The sequence below is a fragment of the Nocardia sp. N2S4-5 genome (assembly GCF_044628355.1).
In the GTDB taxonomy this organism is placed as follows: Bacteria; Actinomycetota; Actinomycetes; order Mycobacteriales; family Mycobacteriaceae; genus Nocardia; species Nocardia wallacei_B.
In genome coordinates this window covers 2,697,256-2,714,282 of the sequence record NZ_JBIUPM010000001.1, presented here as the reverse complement: position 1 = coordinate 2,714,282, position 17,027 = coordinate 2,697,256, and the positions used below count along the sequence as shown (strand labels likewise).

13 protein-coding genes are annotated in these 17,027 nt (G+C 69.8%); 10 read left to right on the top strand and 3 right to left on the bottom strand.

Going from position 1 to position 17,027, the window contains the following annotated elements:
- Positions 1 to 2: 2 nt before the first annotated feature.
- Positions 3 to 1,232 carry an acyl-CoA dehydrogenase family protein gene (locus ACFMRZ_RS12075; protein ID WP_400182840.1) on the bottom strand — a complete coding sequence of 410 codons (1,230 nt, stop codon included), beginning with the start codon at positions 1,230 to 1,232 and terminating at the stop codon, positions 3 to 5.
- Between the two features lie 191 nt (positions 1,233 to 1,423).
- Between ACFMRZ_RS12075 and ACFMRZ_RS12070 the strand changes: the two genes are divergently transcribed.
- The 3 genes from ACFMRZ_RS12070 to ACFMRZ_RS12060 all read left to right on the top strand — a co-directional run bounded on the left by ACFMRZ_RS12070 (position 1,424) and on the right by ACFMRZ_RS12060 (position 7,638).
- Positions 1,424 to 1,861 (top strand): DUF1707 domain-containing protein, encoded by a 438-nt coding sequence (locus ACFMRZ_RS12070; protein WP_280272592.1) that lies wholly within the window; start codon positions 1,424 to 1,426, stop codon positions 1,859 to 1,861.
- A gap of 59 nt (positions 1,862 to 1,920) precedes the next feature.
- The gene (locus ACFMRZ_RS12065; RefSeq protein WP_400179216.1) at positions 1,921 to 5,718 is read left to right on the top strand and encodes an AAA family ATPase; all 3,798 of its coding nucleotides are present in this window, start codon (positions 1,921 to 1,923) and stop codon (positions 5,716 to 5,718) included.
- Between the two features lie 231 nt (positions 5,719 to 5,949).
- Positions 5,950 to 7,638, top strand: a complete 1,689-nt coding sequence (locus ACFMRZ_RS12060) for a trypsin-like peptidase domain-containing protein (RefSeq protein ID WP_400179215.1) — start codon at positions 5,950 to 5,952, stop codon at positions 7,636 to 7,638.
- Here ACFMRZ_RS12060 and ACFMRZ_RS12055 read toward each other — a convergent pair.
- A complete protein-coding gene (locus ACFMRZ_RS12055) occupies positions 7,635 to 8,537 on the bottom strand; it encodes an NmrA/HSCARG family protein (protein WP_400179214.1) in 903 nt (300 codons plus the stop codon). The two genes, ACFMRZ_RS12060 and ACFMRZ_RS12055, sit on opposite strands and share 4 nt — an antisense overlap.
- A gap of 61 nt (positions 8,538 to 8,598) precedes the next feature.
- Between ACFMRZ_RS12055 and ACFMRZ_RS12050 the strand changes: the two genes are divergently transcribed.
- On the top strand, positions 8,599 to 9,438 hold the full coding sequence (locus ACFMRZ_RS12050) for a TetR/AcrR family transcriptional regulator (protein WP_400179213.1): 840 nt from the start codon (positions 8,599 to 8,601) through the stop codon (positions 9,436 to 9,438).
- A 9-nt stretch (positions 9,439 to 9,447) separates the two neighbouring features.
- The gene (locus ACFMRZ_RS12045) at positions 9,448 to 9,900 is read left to right on the top strand and encodes a putative glycolipid-binding domain-containing protein (RefSeq protein WP_400179212.1); all 453 of its coding nucleotides are present in this window, start codon (positions 9,448 to 9,450) and stop codon (positions 9,898 to 9,900) included.
- A 58-nt stretch (positions 9,901 to 9,958) separates the two neighbouring features.
- On the opposite strand, the gene ACFMRZ_RS12040 is transcribed toward ACFMRZ_RS12045, so the two are convergent.
- Positions 9,959 to 10,348 (bottom strand): DUF2237 family protein, encoded by a 390-nt coding sequence (locus ACFMRZ_RS12040; RefSeq protein WP_024806481.1) that lies wholly within the window; start codon positions 10,346 to 10,348, stop codon positions 9,959 to 9,961.
- Between the two features lie 174 nt (positions 10,349 to 10,522).
- Here ACFMRZ_RS12040 and ACFMRZ_RS12035 point away from each other — a divergent pair, with 174 nt between their 5' ends.
- The 5 genes from ACFMRZ_RS12035 (at position 10,523) to ACFMRZ_RS12015 (ending at position 16,899) form a co-directional block, all read left to right on the top strand.
- Positions 10,523 to 10,930: an RpiB/LacA/LacB family sugar-phosphate isomerase gene (locus ACFMRZ_RS12035; protein ID WP_400179211.1), complete on the top strand. Its 408-nt coding sequence runs from the start codon at positions 10,523 to 10,525 to the stop codon at positions 10,928 to 10,930.
- Between the two features lie 113 nt (positions 10,931 to 11,043).
- On the top strand, positions 11,044 to 12,420 hold the full coding sequence (gene ftsY, locus ACFMRZ_RS12030) for a signal recognition particle-docking protein FtsY (RefSeq protein ID WP_400179210.1): 1,377 nt from the start codon (positions 11,044 to 11,046) through the stop codon (positions 12,418 to 12,420).
- A gap of 217 nt (positions 12,421 to 12,637) precedes the next feature.
- Complete coding sequence (locus tag ACFMRZ_RS12025) at positions 12,638 to 13,984, top strand: ammonium transporter (protein ID WP_400179209.1); 1,347 nt, start codon at positions 12,638 to 12,640, stop codon at positions 13,982 to 13,984.
- A gap of 4 nt (positions 13,985 to 13,988) precedes the next feature.
- Positions 13,989 to 14,327, top strand: coding sequence for a P-II family nitrogen regulator (locus tag ACFMRZ_RS12020; RefSeq protein WP_187687650.1), 339 nt, complete (start codon positions 13,989 to 13,991; stop codon positions 14,325 to 14,327).
- A 154-nt stretch (positions 14,328 to 14,481) separates the two neighbouring features.
- Entirely contained in the window at positions 14,482 to 16,899 is a 2,418-nt protein-coding gene (locus ACFMRZ_RS12015; RefSeq protein WP_400182839.1) for a [protein-PII] uridylyltransferase, read from the top strand.
- The last annotated feature ends 128 nt before the right edge of the window (positions 16,900 to 17,027 follow it).

Genomic DNA, 17,027 nt, shown 5'->3' with positions numbered 1-17,027 from the left:
GTCTACAGTCCCAGGGTTGCCTTGGCGATGATGTTGCGCTGAATCTCGTTGCTACCGGCGTAGATCGAGCCGGCTCGATCGTTGAAGTAGCGCTGCGGCGCGACCGCCTGCCACTCGGCGCCGCTGAGGTAGCCGTCGGCCGGTGCGGTGAAGTCGGCCACGGGGCCGCCGGGCATGGTGCCGTGCGGCTGGTAGACCCGGCCGCGCGGGCCCGCGGCCGCCAGGGCGAGTTCGGTGAGCTGCTGGCTGAGTTCGGTGCCGAGGATCTTCAGCGTCGAGGCCGCGGGTCCCGGGTTCCTGCCCTGGGAGATCGCGGCCACCGTGCGGTACTCCAGGATCTCCAGCACGTCGGCGCGGATGCGGATGTCGGCCAGCCGGGCCGCGAAGACCGGATCGTCCAGCAGCGTGCCGCCGTCCGGGCCGGGCTGGGCCTGCGCCTGCTCGGCCAGCGATTCGGCCATCACCTGCAGCATGGGGCCCAGCGCGCCGCCGCGCTCGAAGTTGAGCAGGTACTTGGCGACGGTCCAGCCGTCGTCGACGCGGCCCAGCACGTTCGTCTTCGGCACCCGCACCTGGTCGAAGAACACCTGGTTCTGTACCTGCTCACCCGAGGTCATCACCAGCGGGCGCACCTGGATACCGGGGGAGTCCATCGGGATCAGCACGAACGTGATGCCCTGCTGCTTGCGCTCCAGCTTCGAGGTGCGCACCAGGCAGAAGATCCAGTTCGCCTCCGTGGCGTGCGTGGTCCAGATCTTGGAGCCGGTGCAGACCAGGTCGTCGCCGTCGTCGACCGCCGCCATGGTCAGCGAGGCCAGGTCCGAACCGGCCTCCGGCTCCGAGTAGCCCTGGCAGAAGAAGACCTCACCGGTGAGGATGCGGGGCAGGAAGTACGCCTTCTGCTCCTCGGTGCCGAAGGCGATGATCGCGTGCGACACCATGCGGATCCCCATGGGCGACAACGGCGGTGCGCCGGCCAGCATCGACTCGCGGTCGAAGATGTAGTGCTGGGTCATGCTCCAGTCGCAGCCGCCGTATTCCACCGGCCAGGCCGGCGCGGCCCAGCCGCGGGCGTGCAGGATGTGCTGCCACCGCATGCTGGCCTCGTGATCCGGGTAGACGCTCGTGGCGAGCTGCCCGGCGCGCCGGAGGTCGGGGGTCAGGTTCTCGTCGAGAAAACGCCGCACCTCGTCGCGAAACGCCAGATCGGTGGGCGACCATTCCAGATCCACGAAGAACTCCTTGTCCGCTAAACGGAGCTTCACCTTCTCATTTACCCGCACTCGAGCGCAAATGGTCGTTAACTTAAGGCCCCTCGGGCGGCCCCGGTTCACTCTCCGTCTTGACATTCCACTGTGGAGGTAGCATCATCCTGTGTACGTTCCACTTTGGAATATTGATCTCGTCGATAGGAACACGGGCCATGGACATCACCACCGGCACCCGCGCCTCCGACGCCGAGCGGCAGCAGGTGGCCGATCTGCTGTCCCGGCATTTGAGCGAGGGGCGCATCGATCTCGCCGAATACGACCAGCGGGTGGCGCGGGTGTTCGCCACCACCACGCGCGACGATCTGCAGCTGGTGTTGTCGGATCTGCCGAAGCTGCCCCGGCAGCGGGCCGCCGCGCCCGGCAAGAGCCCGGCCCGGTTGCCGATCTGGCAGCGCATCGAGGGCGGCGCGTGGCTGGGCGTCGGGGTGCTGTGCCTGGTGATCTGGGGCCTGATCTCGCTGGGTACGGGCGAATTCACCTACCCGTGGCCGCTGTGGGTGATCGGGCCGTGGGGTGCAGTGCTGGTGTTCCGCGTCCTCACCGGCTGGGAGTCGCGCGGGTGCGGCGGGCCGCGCACGAACATGCCCTGACGACATCCTGACCCGGCATACGCGGAGCTACCCCCGGCTAGCGGGTAGATTGGCCTGCTGTGCACCTGAAGAGTCTGACGCTGAAGGGATTCAAGTCCTTCGCGTCCGCGACGACCCTGCGCCTGGAGCCGGGCATCACCTGCGTGGTGGGGCCCAACGGCTCGGGTAAGTCGAATGTCGTCGACGCGCTCACCTGGGTGATGGGGGAGCAGGGCGCGAAGGCGCTGCGCGGCGGCAAGATGCAGGACGTCATCTTCGCCGGCACCGCCGGCCGCGCGCCGCTGGGTCGCGCCGAGGTCACCCTGACCATCGACAACTCCGACGGCGCGCTGCCCATCGACTACTCCGAGGTGTCGATCACCCGCCGCATGTTCCGCGACGGCGCGGGTGAGTACGAGATCAACGGCAACTCCTGCCGCCTGATGGATGTGCAGGAACTGCTGTCGGACTCCGGAATCGGCCGGGAGATGCACGTCATCGTCGGCCAGGGGCAGCTCTCGGCGATCTTGGAATCGCGTCCGGAGGACCGCCGCGCCTTCATCGAGGAGGCCGCCGGTGTCCTCAAACACCGCAAACGCAAGGAGAAGGCGGTCCGCAAGCTGGAGGCCATGCAGGCCAACCTGGCGCGCCTGACCGACCTGACCACCGAGTTGCGCCGCCAGCTCAAGCCATTGGGCCGCCAGGCCGAGGTGGCGCGCCGCGCCGCGACCGTGCAATCCGAACTGCGCGACGCCAAACTCCGGCTGGCCGCCGACGATCTGGTGACGCGCCGCCGCGAGCTGGAGAGCCAGCAGAGCAAGGAGTCCTACGCCCGCGAACAGCAGATCAATGTGCAGGCCGAACTCGACGCGGCCAATGCCGCACTGGCACAACAGGAATTCGAGCTGTCGCGGCTGACGCCCGGCGCCGAGGCGGCCGCGCAGACCTGGTTCCAGCTGTCGGCTCTGGTGGAGCGCGTCAACGCCACTATCCGCATCGCTCGCGACCGGGCCCGCAACCTGACCATCGAGCAGCCCACCGGTACCGGCCGCGATCCGGAGCAGCTCGAGGCCGAAGCGGCGCGGGTGGAGGCCGAGGAGGCCGAACTCCTGGAGGCCGTCGAGGTCGCGACCGCGACCCTGGAGGCCGCCCGCGACCAGTTGCACGATCGCGAGCAGGCGGCGAAGGCGGCGGAGCAGGCGCATCTGGCCGCCGTGCGCGCCATCGCCGATCGCCGCGAGGGGCTGGCCCGGCTGTCCGGTCAGGTCGACAATCTGCGCACCCGTGCCCAGTCCGCGGACACCGAGATCACCCGGCTGTCGACCGCGCTGACCGAGGCGCGGCAGCGTGGCGCGGACGCCGAGGCCGAATTCGAGTCGGTACAAGCCGAATTGAGCGAACTCGACGCCGGTGAGGAGAGTCTGGACGCCTCCTACGAGCACGCCGCCCAGGCCTTGGAGCTGGCCGACCGGCGCGTCACCGAACTTCGCGAATCCGACCGTGAGGCCGGCAAGAAGGTGGCCTCGCTGACCGCCCGGATCGAGGCGCTCACCATGGGCCTGTCCCGCAAGGACGGCGGCGCCTGGCTCCTCGAGCACCACGCCGACGGCCTCCTCGGCCCCCTGTCCGGCCTGCTGCGCGTCCACACCGGCTACGAATCCGCCGTCGCCGCCGCCCTCGGCCCCATGGCCGACGCCGTCGCCGCCGAGACGGGCAGCGCTGCCCACGCCGCCCTGACCGCGCTCAAGGAAGCCGACGGCGGCCGTGTGGCCCTGGTATACGGCCGCACCACAGCCGATATGGGCCATGGTCTCCCGGAGTCTGCAACTACGGGTAGCGGTGGGTCGGAGTCCGGTGTTGCGGTGCCGGAGTCGGCTGGTGCGGGTAGCGGTGTTGTGGTGTCGGGGTCGGCGGGCGACGGTGTGGATCGGTCGGAAGCTTTTGCCGCGGACGGACATTCGGATCGTGGGCGGGGTGGCTCCGGGCGCGGTGGGCAGCGGGCGGCGTTGCCGGGGCGGGCGCGGTGGCTTGCGGAGGTTGTCGATTGTCCGCCGGAGTTGCGGGGGGCTGTCGATGCGCTGACGGCCGGGACCGCGGTGGCCGATGATCTCGAGGCCGCGGCGGAGGTGCTCGGGGCGTATCCGGAGCTGCGCGTCGTTACTCGCGACGGGGATCTCGCCGGTACCGGGTGGGTGCTCGGTGGTTCCGATCGCGCGCCCAGCCGGCTCGAGATCCAGGCCGATATCGATGCCGCGCAGGCCGAATTGGAGTCGTGGCAGCGGCATGCCGAGGAGTTCGAGGCCGCGCTGTCGGGCGCCGAGGCCGAACAGACCGACCGCAAGCAGGCGGTGGACCAGGCCCTGCTGGCGCTGCACGAATCCGACCAGGCCATGGTGTCGATCTACGACCGGCTCGGCCGGGTGGGTGCGTCCGCGCGCTCCGCGAAGTCCGAATGCGAACGCCTGCAAGCCCAGCGGGCCGAGGCCGAGACCACCCGGGACGCGAACCTGCGGCAGCTGGCCGACCTGGAGAACCGGCTGCGGAACGCGGAATCCGAACAGTCCGAATTGGATTCGGACGACGACGCGGGCAGTGAGACCGCCGGGCTGGCGCGCGAGGAGGCGGCCGGGGCGCTGGCCGAGGCGCGCTCGATGGAAGTGGAGGCCCGGCTGGCGGTGCGCACCGCCGAGGAACGCGCGGAATCGGTACGGGGCAAGGCGGATTCGCTGCGCCGCGCCGCCCGCGCCGAGCGTGAGTCCCGGGCCCGCGCCGAGCGCGCCCAGGCCGCGCGCCGCCGGGCCGCCGAGGTCGCCGCCGTCGTCGCCGAGTCCGCCGAGCGGGTCGCCGCCGAGCTGGAAACCGTTGTGGGCGAAGCCTCTTCGCGCCGGGACGAACTGGTGCGGCGGCGCACCGACTGCGCCGCCCAGGTCGACCAGATCAAGGAGCGGGTGCGGGCGCTGACCACCCAGCTGACCCAGCTCACCGACGCCGTGCACCGCGACGAGGTGGCGCGCGCCGAGGCGGCTCTGCGCATCGAACAGCTCGAGCAGACCATCTCCGAGCAGTTCGGCATCGCCCTGGACGACCTGATCGCCGAGTACGGCCCCGACGTGCCGATGCCGCCGACCTCGCTGGAACTGCAGGAGTACGAGCAGGCCAAGGAGCGCGGCGAGCAGGTCAGCCCGCCGCAGCCGATGCCCTACGACCGTGCCACCCAGCAACGCCGCGCCAAGCGCGCCGAGAAGGACCTCACCACCCTCGGCAAGGTGAATCCCCTTGCGCTGGAGGAGTTCGCGGCCCTGGAGGAGCGCTACAACTTCCTGTCCACCCAGCTGGAGGACGTCAAGAAGGCCCGCCAGGACCTGCTGGACGTGGTCGCCGAGGTGGACGCGCGGATCCTGCAGGTGTTCACCGAGGCCTGGGAGGACGTCGAGCGTGAGTTCGTCGGCGTGTTCGCGAAGCTGTTCCCGGGCGGCGAGGGCCGGCTGTTGCTGACCGACCCCACGGACATGCTGACCACCGGGATCGAGGTGGAGGCCCGCCCGCCGGGGAAGAAGGTCAAGCGGCTGTCGCTGCTGTCCGGCGGCGAGAAGTCGCTGACCGCGGTGGCGCTGCTGGTGGCGATCTTCCGGGCCCGGCCCTCGCCGTTCTACGTCATGGACGAGGTGGAAGCGGCGCTGGACGACACCAACCTGCGCCGCCTCATCGGCCTGTTCGAGCAGCTGCGGGAGAAGTCGCAGCTGATCGTCATCACCCACCAGAAGCCGACCATGGAGATTGCCGACGCGCTCTACGGCGTGAGCATGCGCGGCGACGGCATCACCCAGGTGATCTCCCAGCGGCTGCGCGGGGAGAACCTGGTCGGGGCGTCCGCCTAGACCGGTTTCGGCGCGGGCGCGGCCACCGAACGGGTGGCGGTGAATCGCATCGTTGGGTAGGAACATCGCCCCCTAGGGTGCGTACCGGACGTGCCGATTCGCTGTGACCATGGGTGAGCCGGTCCACATCGACCCCTCGGGAAGCACTGCATCGCAACGGTGTCCGTGCCACGGGACCATCCCGGTTCGGCGGGGTCGGCCGGTCTGCATCAATTCCCTGGAGGAGCACCCATGTCCAGTTCTCGGCCATGGTCGAAAATCGCCGCCGTCTCGGCACTGTCTCTGCTCGTGGTGGGCGGTGGCGCCGCCTGTTCCAGCGACGTCGGCACCGCGCCCGCGGACCTGCATCCGCCGAACCGGATGGAGCAGGCCGCCGCGCTGATTCGTCCCGCGATCGCGGCCATCGATATGCGCGTCAGCGGTTATGTCCTCGACGAACTCGGCAATGTGTTCAACAACGGGCAGCCGTACGAGATCGACGCGACCTGCACCGGATTCGTGGTCGACCCCGACGGGTACGTCGCCACGGCGGGGCACTGTGTCGACATCGGTGCGGGCACGGAATCGTTCCGCGACAAATACATTCAGATGGCCGCGCTCGAGGCGCACGACCGCCGCGCCCAGGTGAGCGCCGAGGAGTTCTACGAGTTCGGTGCGAAGAACTGGACCGTGGAGGGCGAGGCCAAGGGATCGCCGCTGGATCTGCGGGCGACGGTGCAACTCGGCGACGGGCGGACCGATCCGCTGCCCGCCCGCGTGGTCGACTACCGCTCGCTCGGGCAGGGCGATGTGGCCCTGCTGAAGGTGGAGGCGCACGGCCTCGCCGCGGCCGAACTCGCCGCCGACGCCGACGTCCGCATCGGCGACCAGGTGCTGGCGGTCGGCTACCCCGCCAGCACGGAGACGGTCACGGATCGCTCGGCCGAACCGTCGAACAAGGAAGGCGCGGTCAGCTCGAAGAAGACACAGGGCAGCGTGCCGGTCTACGAGATCAGCGCCGCCGTGTCGCCCGGGATGAGCGGCGGTCCCACCGTCGGCGGCGACGGGCGGGTGATCGGGGTGAACAGCTTCCTGATTCGCGGCGAATCCCAGCCGTTCAACTTCGTCGCACCGGCTACGGGCCTGTCGGAACTGTTGAAGCGCAACGGAGTTCAGCCCGCACCGGCCGCCGTGGACACCTCCTATCAGGACGGGCTCGCGGCGTTCTATGCCGGTCGGTACACCACCGCGATTTCGGACTTCGACAAGGTGCTGGCGCTGTCGCCGAAGCACGCGAAGGCGGCCGAGATGAAGACGTCGGCGGCCCAGATGCGGGACAGGTTCGGTGACTGGGGCAACTCGTCCGCCGACTACCGGCTCTGGTATCTGATCGGTGGCGCAGCAGGTGCCGCGGTAGTGGTGGTGATCCTGGTCCTGCTGCTGGTGCGCCGCTCACGGCGCGGCAAGGTCGCCCTCGCGGCCCCGCCGATGCCGTCGGCCGGACCTGCCACGGACCCGGCATTCCGCTTCGGGCACCCCGGCCACGTCGTCGGCGCCGGCGTCCCGAGCGGCCTCGGCACTCCCGCACCGATACCGGCCGAAGCGCAGACGGTCCCGGCGCCTACCGGTATCCCTGTGCCGGGACCATCTGCGCCGCAATCGGTTCCGGGCAGTCCTGCGCCGACCACGTTGGTGTGGCAGGCCGCTGCACCGACCGTATCGGGGTGGCAGGCCGCTGCGCCGACGGCGTCGGTCCCGGCCGAGACGCAGCCGATTCGCGCCGTCGACGTGCCGGAAACGACTGCGGCGCAGTCGATTCCGTCGGAAATCGGAGCCGATACCGAGCAGCTGCCGAGTGCGGCGCCCGCGTTCTGCGGAACCTGTGGCTCCCGTACGGAGCCCGGTAACCGGTTCTGCCGGACCTGCGGACAGGCGCTTTAAGCCGATCCGTCCAGCAGCGACTTCAGTTGTGCGGCACCGGTTTCCGTCAGCCAGTCGTCGAACGTGCGGAGGCCGGGATGGATGACGCGCAGCGCGTGGATGTCGGCGTGCCAGCCCGCGCCGCCGTCACCGACCAGCCGGGCGACCGAGGCGATCGGCTCGCCCAGCGCTGCCACCTCCGGCCCGGTGAGCTGGTGGTATCGGACGGGGATCCCCGTGGCCTCGGAGATACTCGCCGCGGCGGCCACCGGTGTCTGCTCGTCACCGGCCAGTTCGAGGATCCGGCCGTGGAAGCGCTCCGGTTCGGCGAAGGCCAGCGCCGCGATGACGCCGATGTCGTCGACTGCGATCATCTGCACCGGGTGGTCGGGTGCGAACAGATGCCGGTGGACGCCCGCGCTGATTCCGTCCACCGGCGTGCCCTGTGCCAGATAGTTCTCCATGAACCGGACAGGTCGCAGCAGCGTATAGCGCATGCCACTGGCGATCACGGCCTGTTCGGCGGCCTCCTTCCCGGCGGCGATCCGCTCACCGCCGGAGAACGAGCCGATGCCGGTGAACACGAAGTGATCGACCCCCGCCGCCCGCGCCGCCTCGACCAGCTGCACGCTCCGCCGGGCTTCGATGTCCTTGATGTCGCTCGTCGGGTCCATGGGACTCGGCGGTACGGCGAAGACACCGCGGACTCCGGCGACCGCGGTGCGGAGCGTGGCGGGTTCGTCGAAATCGCCGACCACGAGTTCCGCGCCCAGCGCCGACAGTTCCCGCGCCGCGGCGGTCTTCGGGTCACGGACCAGCGCGCGGACGGGATGCCCGTGCTCGAGGAGGTGGCGGGCCGTCGCGCCGCCCTGCTTGCCGGTCGCGCCGGTCACCAGAATGGGATCGTTCGATTCGGACATGAGCTTCCCTTCGCTAGAATACGGGTTGTTCGACCCGTATTCGGACCATAGGAGGGGCGAAGTGCCCGCTGCCAGTGTTGAATCGAAGGTGCGTAACGAAACCCAGCCGCAGCCGGGACTCGGCAACCGGGCCGATGCCCGGCGCAACCGTGCGCTGATCCTGTCCGCCGCCCAGCGCGCCTTCGCCGAACACGGCACCTCGGTGTCGCTCGCCGAGGTCGCGCGTCGGGCGGGAGTCGGCGCCGGCACCGTGCACCGGCATTTTCCGGCGAAGACCGATCTGGTGGAAGCCGTTGTGCAGCAACGTGTCGACCGGCTCACCGCGCTGGCCATCGGCTATCGTGACGCGCCGGACGCGGGCGCGGCCTTCATCGAGTTCTGCGCCAAGGTCGTGATCGGCGCGCCCCGCAACAAGGCGATGTGCGATGTGCTGGAGTCCGACGACGGCTGGCCCCGCGAGCTGCTGCGGGGTGCGGGCGAGCGATTCCGCCACGCGCTGGCGGCGCTGCTGGTCGCGGCGCAGCGCGAGGGTTCGGTGCGCGCGGATCTCACCATGCCCGACGTGGTCGCGCTGTTCGCCGGATGTCTTGCCGTGCAGCGTTCTTCGGGGCTGACCGACACGCTGTCGCGGCCCGCCGCCCTGGTGCTGGACGCCATGCGCGCCGCCCCGTCCGAGCGTGTGACGAAACTCGAAACCCGCGGCCCGGATCGTAACGAAACGCATAGCGAAACGATCCGTTGCCCGGTCTGCGGCGACGCCCTGCGACCCTCCGCCACCGGCCGCCCCGCCCGGTACTGCTCACCGGCCTGCCGTCAGAAGGCGCACCGCCGCCGCGCTTCCGCCAAGACCTGTGACACCGAGACGGTCAACGCGGGCCTCGAATTCGACGGCGGCCGCTAATCTCGTCCCGTGCGAACCTTCGTGTGGCAGGGGATCGATGAGCCGCGGATGGAGATCGTCCGCGTCGAATCGCTGGACCGTGCCGACGGTACCCAGATCGGCGTGGCCTACGAATTGCGCTGGCGGCTGGACGGTCCCGAGCTGACCGTCGACATCGGCGACGGCCCGGTGCGGCATCGTCTGGACGGAGCCGACTACTTCGACCTCCAGCACTCCGCGTACTTCAACTCCCTGCCCGTGGTGCGCGACGAACTGCTGGGCGCGGCGTCCGCCCCGCGGGACTACACCATGCGATTCGTCGCGGTGCCGGACCTGACCGCCACGCTCACCGCGCAGCGGTACGAACCGCGCGGCGGCCGGACGGTGCGTTTCGTCTCCGGCGACTACCGCGCCGGCATCGATTTCGACGACGACGGATTCGTCCTGCTGTACGAGGACTACCTACGCCGGGTCCATCCCTGACCCCGGCCCGCGAGCGCGACCGGTGATACTTCTCACGATCCCGCCGACGCGCCCGGGCCTACAGCAGATCGCTCACGTCGTCGGGAACATCGACGGCGTATTTGCGGAGCGTGTCCATCGGGACGACCTCGAGCGCGTTCTCGTGGGTGGCGGCCAGGACCACCGGGGCGGCGACGCCGTCCTCGTGGGCATGTAGCCAGCGCACCGCGACCACGCACCAGCGGTCGCCCGGTTGCAGCCCGGGGAAGTTGTTCTCCGGGCGCGGGGTGATCAGATCGTTGCCGATCGACTTCTGGTGCTCCAGGAACTCCTGGGTTACGACGGTGCACACCGTGTGGCTGCCCAGGTCTTCGGGGCCGGTGCTACAGCAACCGTCCCGGTAGAAGCCGGTGAGAGGATCGGTGCCACACTCCTCCAGCGGTCCCCCAAGCACATTTCGATCGGTCACGTCGCCGATCCTATTGTCTCGGTATCGGATTCGCCGAGCCTTCCGCCGTGTGGTGCTCGGACGAGCAGACCGGTCGGTAGTTGATGGTGTCTACTACGCCGATTCCGGCGTGTCCTTCCGGTGGGTAACCAGCGGTTGTGTTAGTGCGCGGACCGCAGGTCGTACCCTCGACACATGCGGATCGCCTTCGGTACCGACGAATCCACCGACCTGACCCGGCACATGCGGGAATGGCTCACCGCCCAGGGACACGAACTGCTGGTGGTCGGCGAGGACATCGCCTGGCCGGAGGTGGGCAGCGGGGTCGGCGAGGCGGTCGCGCGGGGTGCGGCCGACCGCGGCGTGGTGTGCTGCTGGACCGGCACCGGCGTGTCGATCGCCGCGAACAAGGTGCCCGGTGTGCGGGCCGCGCTCTGCACCGACCGCTCCACCGCCGCGGGCGCCCGGAAATGGAACGACGCCAATGTGCTCGCCCTCGGTCTCCGGCTGACCTCGCCCACCCTCGCCGAGGAGATGCTCGAGGCCTTCCTCACCACCGACCCCGACGTCTCGGAAGCCGGCAACTACACCCGCCTCACCTGAGCGATCCCGGCCCGTCTACGACCATGCCGTAGGTCCGGCCGCAGGTCGCGGGCCGACGCGCCCGCGGTCCGCCACCCGACAGGTGTAACTCCGGGTTCTGAAAGGATGGGGGCGTGACTGCGCAAGCTTGGATTCTGATCGCCGCGATCGCCGCCGTGCTGCTGGTGGCGTTCGTGTCCGGATTTGTTCTGTACCGGCGCCGGCGGGTGACCCTCACCCCGGCCGCTACCGAGCAGGAGCTGACCGATCGGTCGGGCGGGTACACGGCGTCCGGCGGATTCGACTTCAGTCAGGGTGGCGCGGGTGCGGGGACCTTGACGCCGCCTCGTCCGGAACCGGAGCCGGTTCCCCTCGAGCGCACCGACGACGAGGGCCAGCCGCACGTCGGGGACGACGCCGCCATCCCGCGCGATTCGGCTCGCCGCACCATCACCGACGTCCGCCTCCCCGAACCCGACACCGCCGAGACCGCGGCCACCGCCGAGGAGGTAGTGCCCGAGGGCACGGCACCGGCGGAAGCTCCCGCGCCGAGCGAGAGCGAAACTCCCGCACCGCAATTGGAGGAGATCGAGCCCACTGCGGGCCGCCTCACCCGCCTGCGCGGTCGCCTGTCCCGGTCGCAGAACGCGGTCGGCAAGAGCCTGCTGGGCCTGCTCGGCGGCGGCGACCTGGACGAGGACTCCTGGGAGGAGATCGAGGACACCCTGGTCATGGCCGATCTGGGCACGGCCGTCACCGGCACGATCGTGCGGCGGCTGCGGGAGGAACTGGCCGCGCGCAGCGTCCGGACCGGTGAGCAGGCCCGCCAGGTGCTCCGCGATGTGCTGATCGAGGCGCTGCGCCCCGAGCTGAACCGGTCCATCCGAGCCCTGCCGCACGACGATCATCCGTCGATCCTGCTGGTCGTCGGCGTGAACGGCACCGGCAAGACCACGACCACGGGCAAGCTGGCCCGGGTCCTGGTCGCCGACGGCCGCCGCGTGCTGCTCGGCGCGGCCGACACGTTCCGCGCCGCCGCCGCCGACCAGTTGCAGACCTGGGGCGAACGGGTCGGCGCGGAGACCGTGCGCGGTCGCGAGGGCGCCGATCCCGCGTCGGTGGCCTTCGACGCGGTCAGCGCCGGAATCGCGAACGGAGTCGACGCGGTGCTGGTCGACACCGCGGGACGCCTGCACACCAAGACCGGCCTGATGGACGAATTGGGCAAGGTCAAGCGGGTGGTGGAGAAGAAGGCCGCCGTCGACGAGGTGCTGCTGGTGCTCGACGCGACCGTCGGCCAGAACGGCCTGACCCAGGCCCGCGTCTTCGCCGAGGTCGTCGACATCACCGGCGTGGTGCTGACCAAGCTGGACGGGACCGCCAAGGGCGGTATCGTTTTCCAGGTCCAGCACGAGCTGGGCGTTCCGGTCAAACTGGTCGGTTTGGGTGAGGGAGCCGATGATCTGGCTCCCTTCGAACCCTCCGCCTTCGTGGACGCGTTGCTGGGTTGACCTGCGAAAACCTCACCGAATCGGCTCACAGCGGGCGGGTGCGCACGCTGAGCCCCGAACCATCGTGAACCGCACGAAACGTAGTGGCAACACTGCAAGTTCATCCGTTCACCCAGCGGAAACATCGCGGCGTCACGGAGGAAACACCGACTGAGGAACCTACTCAGCAGGCTCGTTTTGCCGTAATCGGCAGGGCCCGAGATGAGGAGGAACAAAGGTGGCGTTTCCCGTAATCGGTGAACCCAATACCGGTGACACCGCATGGATGCTGGCGAGTTCGGCACTCGTGCTGCTGATGACACCCGGCCTGGCCTTTTTCTACGGCGGCATGGTGCGCGGCAAGAACGTACTCAACATGATCATGATGAGTATCAGCGCGATGGGCCTGGTGACCGTTCTATGGTCGCTCTACGGCTTCTCGCTGGCATTCGGCGACGACAAGGGCAACCTGTTCGGCGACCCCGGACAGTACTTCGGGCTGAAGTCGGTCTTCGGCGGCAGCTATCTGGCCACCACCGATCCCGCGTCGCCCGCCGCGATTCCGGTGGCGGGCTCGATTCCGCTGTCGGTGTTCGTGGCCTTCCAGTTGATGTTCGCGATCATCACCGTCGCTCTCATCTCGGGTGCGGTCGCCGACCGCCTCAAGTTCGGCTCCTGGCTGCTGTTCGCGGGCGTGTGGGCCACGGTCGTCTACTTCCCGGTGTCGCACTGGGTGTTCTCCTTCGACGGCATCACCGGTGAGCACGGCGGCTGGATCGCCAACAAGCTCAAGGCGATCGACTTCGCGGGCGGCACCGCGGTGCACATCAACGCCGGTATCGCGGGCCTGGTGCTGGCGATCGTGCTCGGCAAGCGCAGGGGCTGGCCCAAGACGCCGATGCGGCCGCACAACCTTCCCTTCGTGATGCTCGGCGCCGGACTGCTGTGGTTCGGCTGGTACGGCTTCAACGCCGGGTCGGCGACCGCCTCCAACGGCATCGCGGGCGCCACCTTCGTGACCACGACCATCGCCACCGCGGCGGCCATGCTGGCCTGGCTCGTGGTCGAGAAGATCCGCGACGGCAAGCCCACCTCGCTGGGCGCGGCCTCGGGCATCGTGGCCGGTCTGGTCGCCATCACCCCGTCGTGTTCGTCGGTGAACGTGGTCGGCGCGCTGGCCATCGGCATCGTCGCCGGTGCGCTGTGCGCCCTGGCGGTCGGGCTGAAATTCCGGTTCGGGTTCGACGACTCGCTCGACGTGGTCGGCGTGCACCTGGTCGGCGGTCTGATCGGCACCCTGATGGTCGGCCTGGTGGCCACCTCCGAGGCGCCGGCCGGGGTCGAGGGCCTGTTCTACGGCGGCGGCTTCGATCAGCTGGGCAAGCAGGCCGTCGGCGCCTTCGCGGTGCTGATCTTCTCCGGGGTCGTCACGGCGATCATCGCGCTGGCGATCAAGTACACCATCGGCCTGCGCGCGAGCGACGACGCCGAGTTCCAGGGCATGGACGAGTCGGAGCACGCGGAAACGGCATACGATTTCGCTGCTGTGGGTGGCACGGCACGTACCGCCGTCAAGGAGGCATGACGCAATGAAACTGATCACTGCAATCGTCAAACCGTTCACGCTCGAGGACGTGAAAAGCGGGTTGGAGCAGGCGGGTGTGCTGGGCATGACCGTCAGCGAGGTGCAGGGCTACGGGCGGCAGAAGGGCCACACCGAGGTCTACCGCGGCGCCGAGTACTCCGTCGACTTCGTGCCGAAGGTCCGCGTCGAGGTGGTCGTGGACGATGCCTCCGTCGAGAAGGTGGTGGAGGTGATCGTCGAGGCCGCCCGCACCGGCAAGATCGGTGACGGCAAGGTCTGGGTCACCCCCGTCGAGGCGGTGATCCGGGTCCGCACCGGCGAACGCGGGGCCGACGCTCTGTAGCGAACTACACCGCAGCGAACACAGAGAAGTGAGCGGCGGCCCCGCTCCCGGCCGGACGACGGCCGGGACGGGGCCGTGCGCATGGGACCCGGCGGCGCGGGTCCGCGGGGACACGGAATGGGTGGTGGTTGTGGGTTTGCAGGCGAACAACGACATGCCGGGCGGGGCCACGGATCTGGTGCGTGCCCGAGACCAACTGCTCGACGGCGGTGATGCCCGCCGGCCCCGCCTGGACGCCGAGTCGCTGCGCCAGGCGCTGGTGGATCTGCATGATCTGTGGCTCACCACCAAGGGCGCGGAACTCGGCATCACCGCCGACAGCGGCCTCGCGGTGGTCGCCGTCGGCGGACTGGGCCGCCGGGAGATGATGCCGTACTCCGACCTGGATCTGGTGCTGCTGCACGACGACGTGGACCCGAAACGCGTCGCCGAGGTGGCCGATCAACTGTGGTATCCGCTGTGGGACGCGCACATCAAGCTCGACCACAGCGTCCGCACGGTCCCGCAGGCATTGCGGGTGGCGTCGGAGGATCTCACCGCCGCGCTGGGCATGCTCGAGGCCCGGCACATCGTCGGCGATCAGGAGCTGAGCAACCTGCTGATCGGCGGGGTGCGCCGGGAGTGGCGGACCGGAATCCGTTCGCGCTTCGGCGAATTGGTGGAGCAGGCCCGGGTCCGGTGGAAGCGCGGCGGCGAGATCGCCCATCGCGCGGAACCGGACCTGAAGAACGGCCGCGGCGGGCTGCGCGACATCCAGCTGCTGGACGCGCTGGCCATCGCCCAGCTGACCGACGCCATGCCCGGTCTCGGCCCGGACGTGCCGGGCGGCGGCCTGAAACAGGCGCACCGCCGCCTGCTCGACGTGCGGACCGAACTGCACCGGGTGGCGCGCCGCTCCCGCGATCAGCTCCGTGCCCAGGACGCCGACGAGATCGGCGCCGCGCTGCGCATCGGGGACCGTTTCGATCTGGCCCGCACGCTCAGCGACGCCGCGCGCACGGTCGGCTATTCGGTCGACGTCGGGCTGCGCACCGCGGGCAATGCCCTGCCGCGTCGAGGACTCGCCCGGCTGCGCCGGGTGCCGGTGCGTCGACCACTCGATGAGGGGGTGGTCGAGCACTCCGGCGAGGTGGTGCTGGCCCGCGACGCGCGGCCGCAGAAGGATCCGGGCCTGATCCTGCGGGTGGCCGCCGCCTCGGCGCAGACCGGGCTGCCCATGGCGGCGACCACGCTCAACCGGCTGTCCGAGGACGCCCCCGAACTGCGCGAGCCGTGGCCGCGCGAGGCGCTCAACGACCTGCTGGTCCTGCTGGGCGCCGGGCGCGGCACCGTCGACGCGGTCGAGGCGCTGGATCGAACGGGCTTGTGGGGCAGGCTGTTTCCGGAGTGGGGAGCGGTGCGGGACCTGCCGCCCCGCGACCCGATGCACACCTGGACCGTGGACCGCCACCTTGTCGAGACCGTCGCCTACGCGAGCGCGCTCGGCACCCGGGTGTCGCGCCCCGATCTGCTGCTGCTGGGCGCGCTGCTGCACGACATCGGCAAGGGCCGGGTCGAGGACCACAGCGTCGTCGGCGCCGAACTCGCCACCCATATCGGCCGCCGGCTCGGGCTGTGGCCCACCGATGTGCGGACCGTGTCGGCGATCGTCCGCTACCACCTGCTGCTGCCGGACACCGCGACCAAACGCGATCTCGGCGATCCCGAGACGGTGCAGCGGGTGGTCGACGCGCTCGACGGCGATCCGCAACTGCTGGAATTGCTGCACACCCTGGCCGAGGCCGACTCCCTGGCCACCGGTCCGGGCGTGTGGGGCGACTGGAAGGCCGCCTTGATCGGTGAGCTGGTCCGGCGCTGCCGCCTGGTGATGGCGGGAGAGCCACTGCCACAACCGGATCCGATCGCCGACGAACTGCTGGAGCAGGCGAAGTCCGGCGGCGTGCACGTTCAGCTGGTACCCGGTGAGGGCCGCTACACCCACGTCGTCACCGTCATCGCGCCGGATACGCCGGGACTGCTGTCGGACGCGGCCGGGGTGCTGGCGCTGCATTCGCTGCGGGTGCTGTCGGCGTCGCTGGCCGGTGCGGACGGGATCGCGATCGACCGGTTCGTGGTGACGCCGATGTTCGGCGACCCGCCGGACGCCGGTCTGCTGCGGCAGGAATTGATCCGGGCGGTCAAGGGCGATCTGAACACCGGCGCGATGCTGGCGAAGAAGGAGCGCGAGGCGAGCGTGCGGGTCGGCCCGTACGCCCAGGCCCAGCCGCGGGTGATCTGGACCGACACCGCCGTGCCCGGCCAGGCGCTGCTGCAACTGCGCGCCGAGGACCGCATCGGGCTGCTCAGCCGATTGGCCGCGGCACTGGCCGCCACCGGGGCGAGCGTGCGGTGGGCCAAGGTCGTCACGCTGGGATCGGCCGTGGTCGACGCCTTCTGCCTGGACCTGGGCGACGACGACACACCCCAGCGCCGCGCCGAGATCGAAACCGCGGTGCTGGCGGTGGTTCCCCAGCCGGAACCGAAGAAACCCGCCGAAACGGACAGCGGCACCGACTCCGGAGCGATTTACTGAGCAGTCGCCCCGCCCGCGCATTTTCGCGCAAACTGGTCATTTGCTGGTTGATCAGATCGTTGCGCGCAATTTGCTACAACCTGTAGCTCGTGTGACGCGGGCCACTCTAATATCGGAACCGTTTGATG

Excerpts from the sequence above, each read along its gene's own strand:
- ACFMRZ_RS12070 (WP_280272592.1), top strand. The coding sequence starts at position 1,424 with ATGGACATCACCACCGGCACCCGCGCCTCCGACGCCGAGCGGCAGCAG.
- ACFMRZ_RS12060 (WP_400179215.1), top strand. The coding sequence starts at position 5,950 with ATGTCCAGTTCTCGGCCATGGTCGAAAATCGCCGCCGTCTCGGCACTG.
- ACFMRZ_RS12055 (WP_400179214.1), bottom strand. The coding sequence starts at position 8,537 with ATGTCCGAATCGAACGATCCCATTCTGGTGACCGGCGCGACCGGCAAG.
- ACFMRZ_RS12035 (WP_400179211.1), top strand. The coding sequence starts at position 10,523 with ATGCGGATCGCCTTCGGTACCGACGAATCCACCGACCTGACCCGGCAC.
- ACFMRZ_RS12020 (WP_187687650.1), top strand. The coding sequence starts at position 13,989 with ATGAAACTGATCACTGCAATCGTCAAACCGTTCACGCTCGAGGACGTG.
- ACFMRZ_RS12015 (WP_400182839.1), top strand. The coding sequence starts at position 14,482 with ATGCCGGGCGGGGCCACGGATCTGGTGCGTGCCCGAGACCAACTGCTC.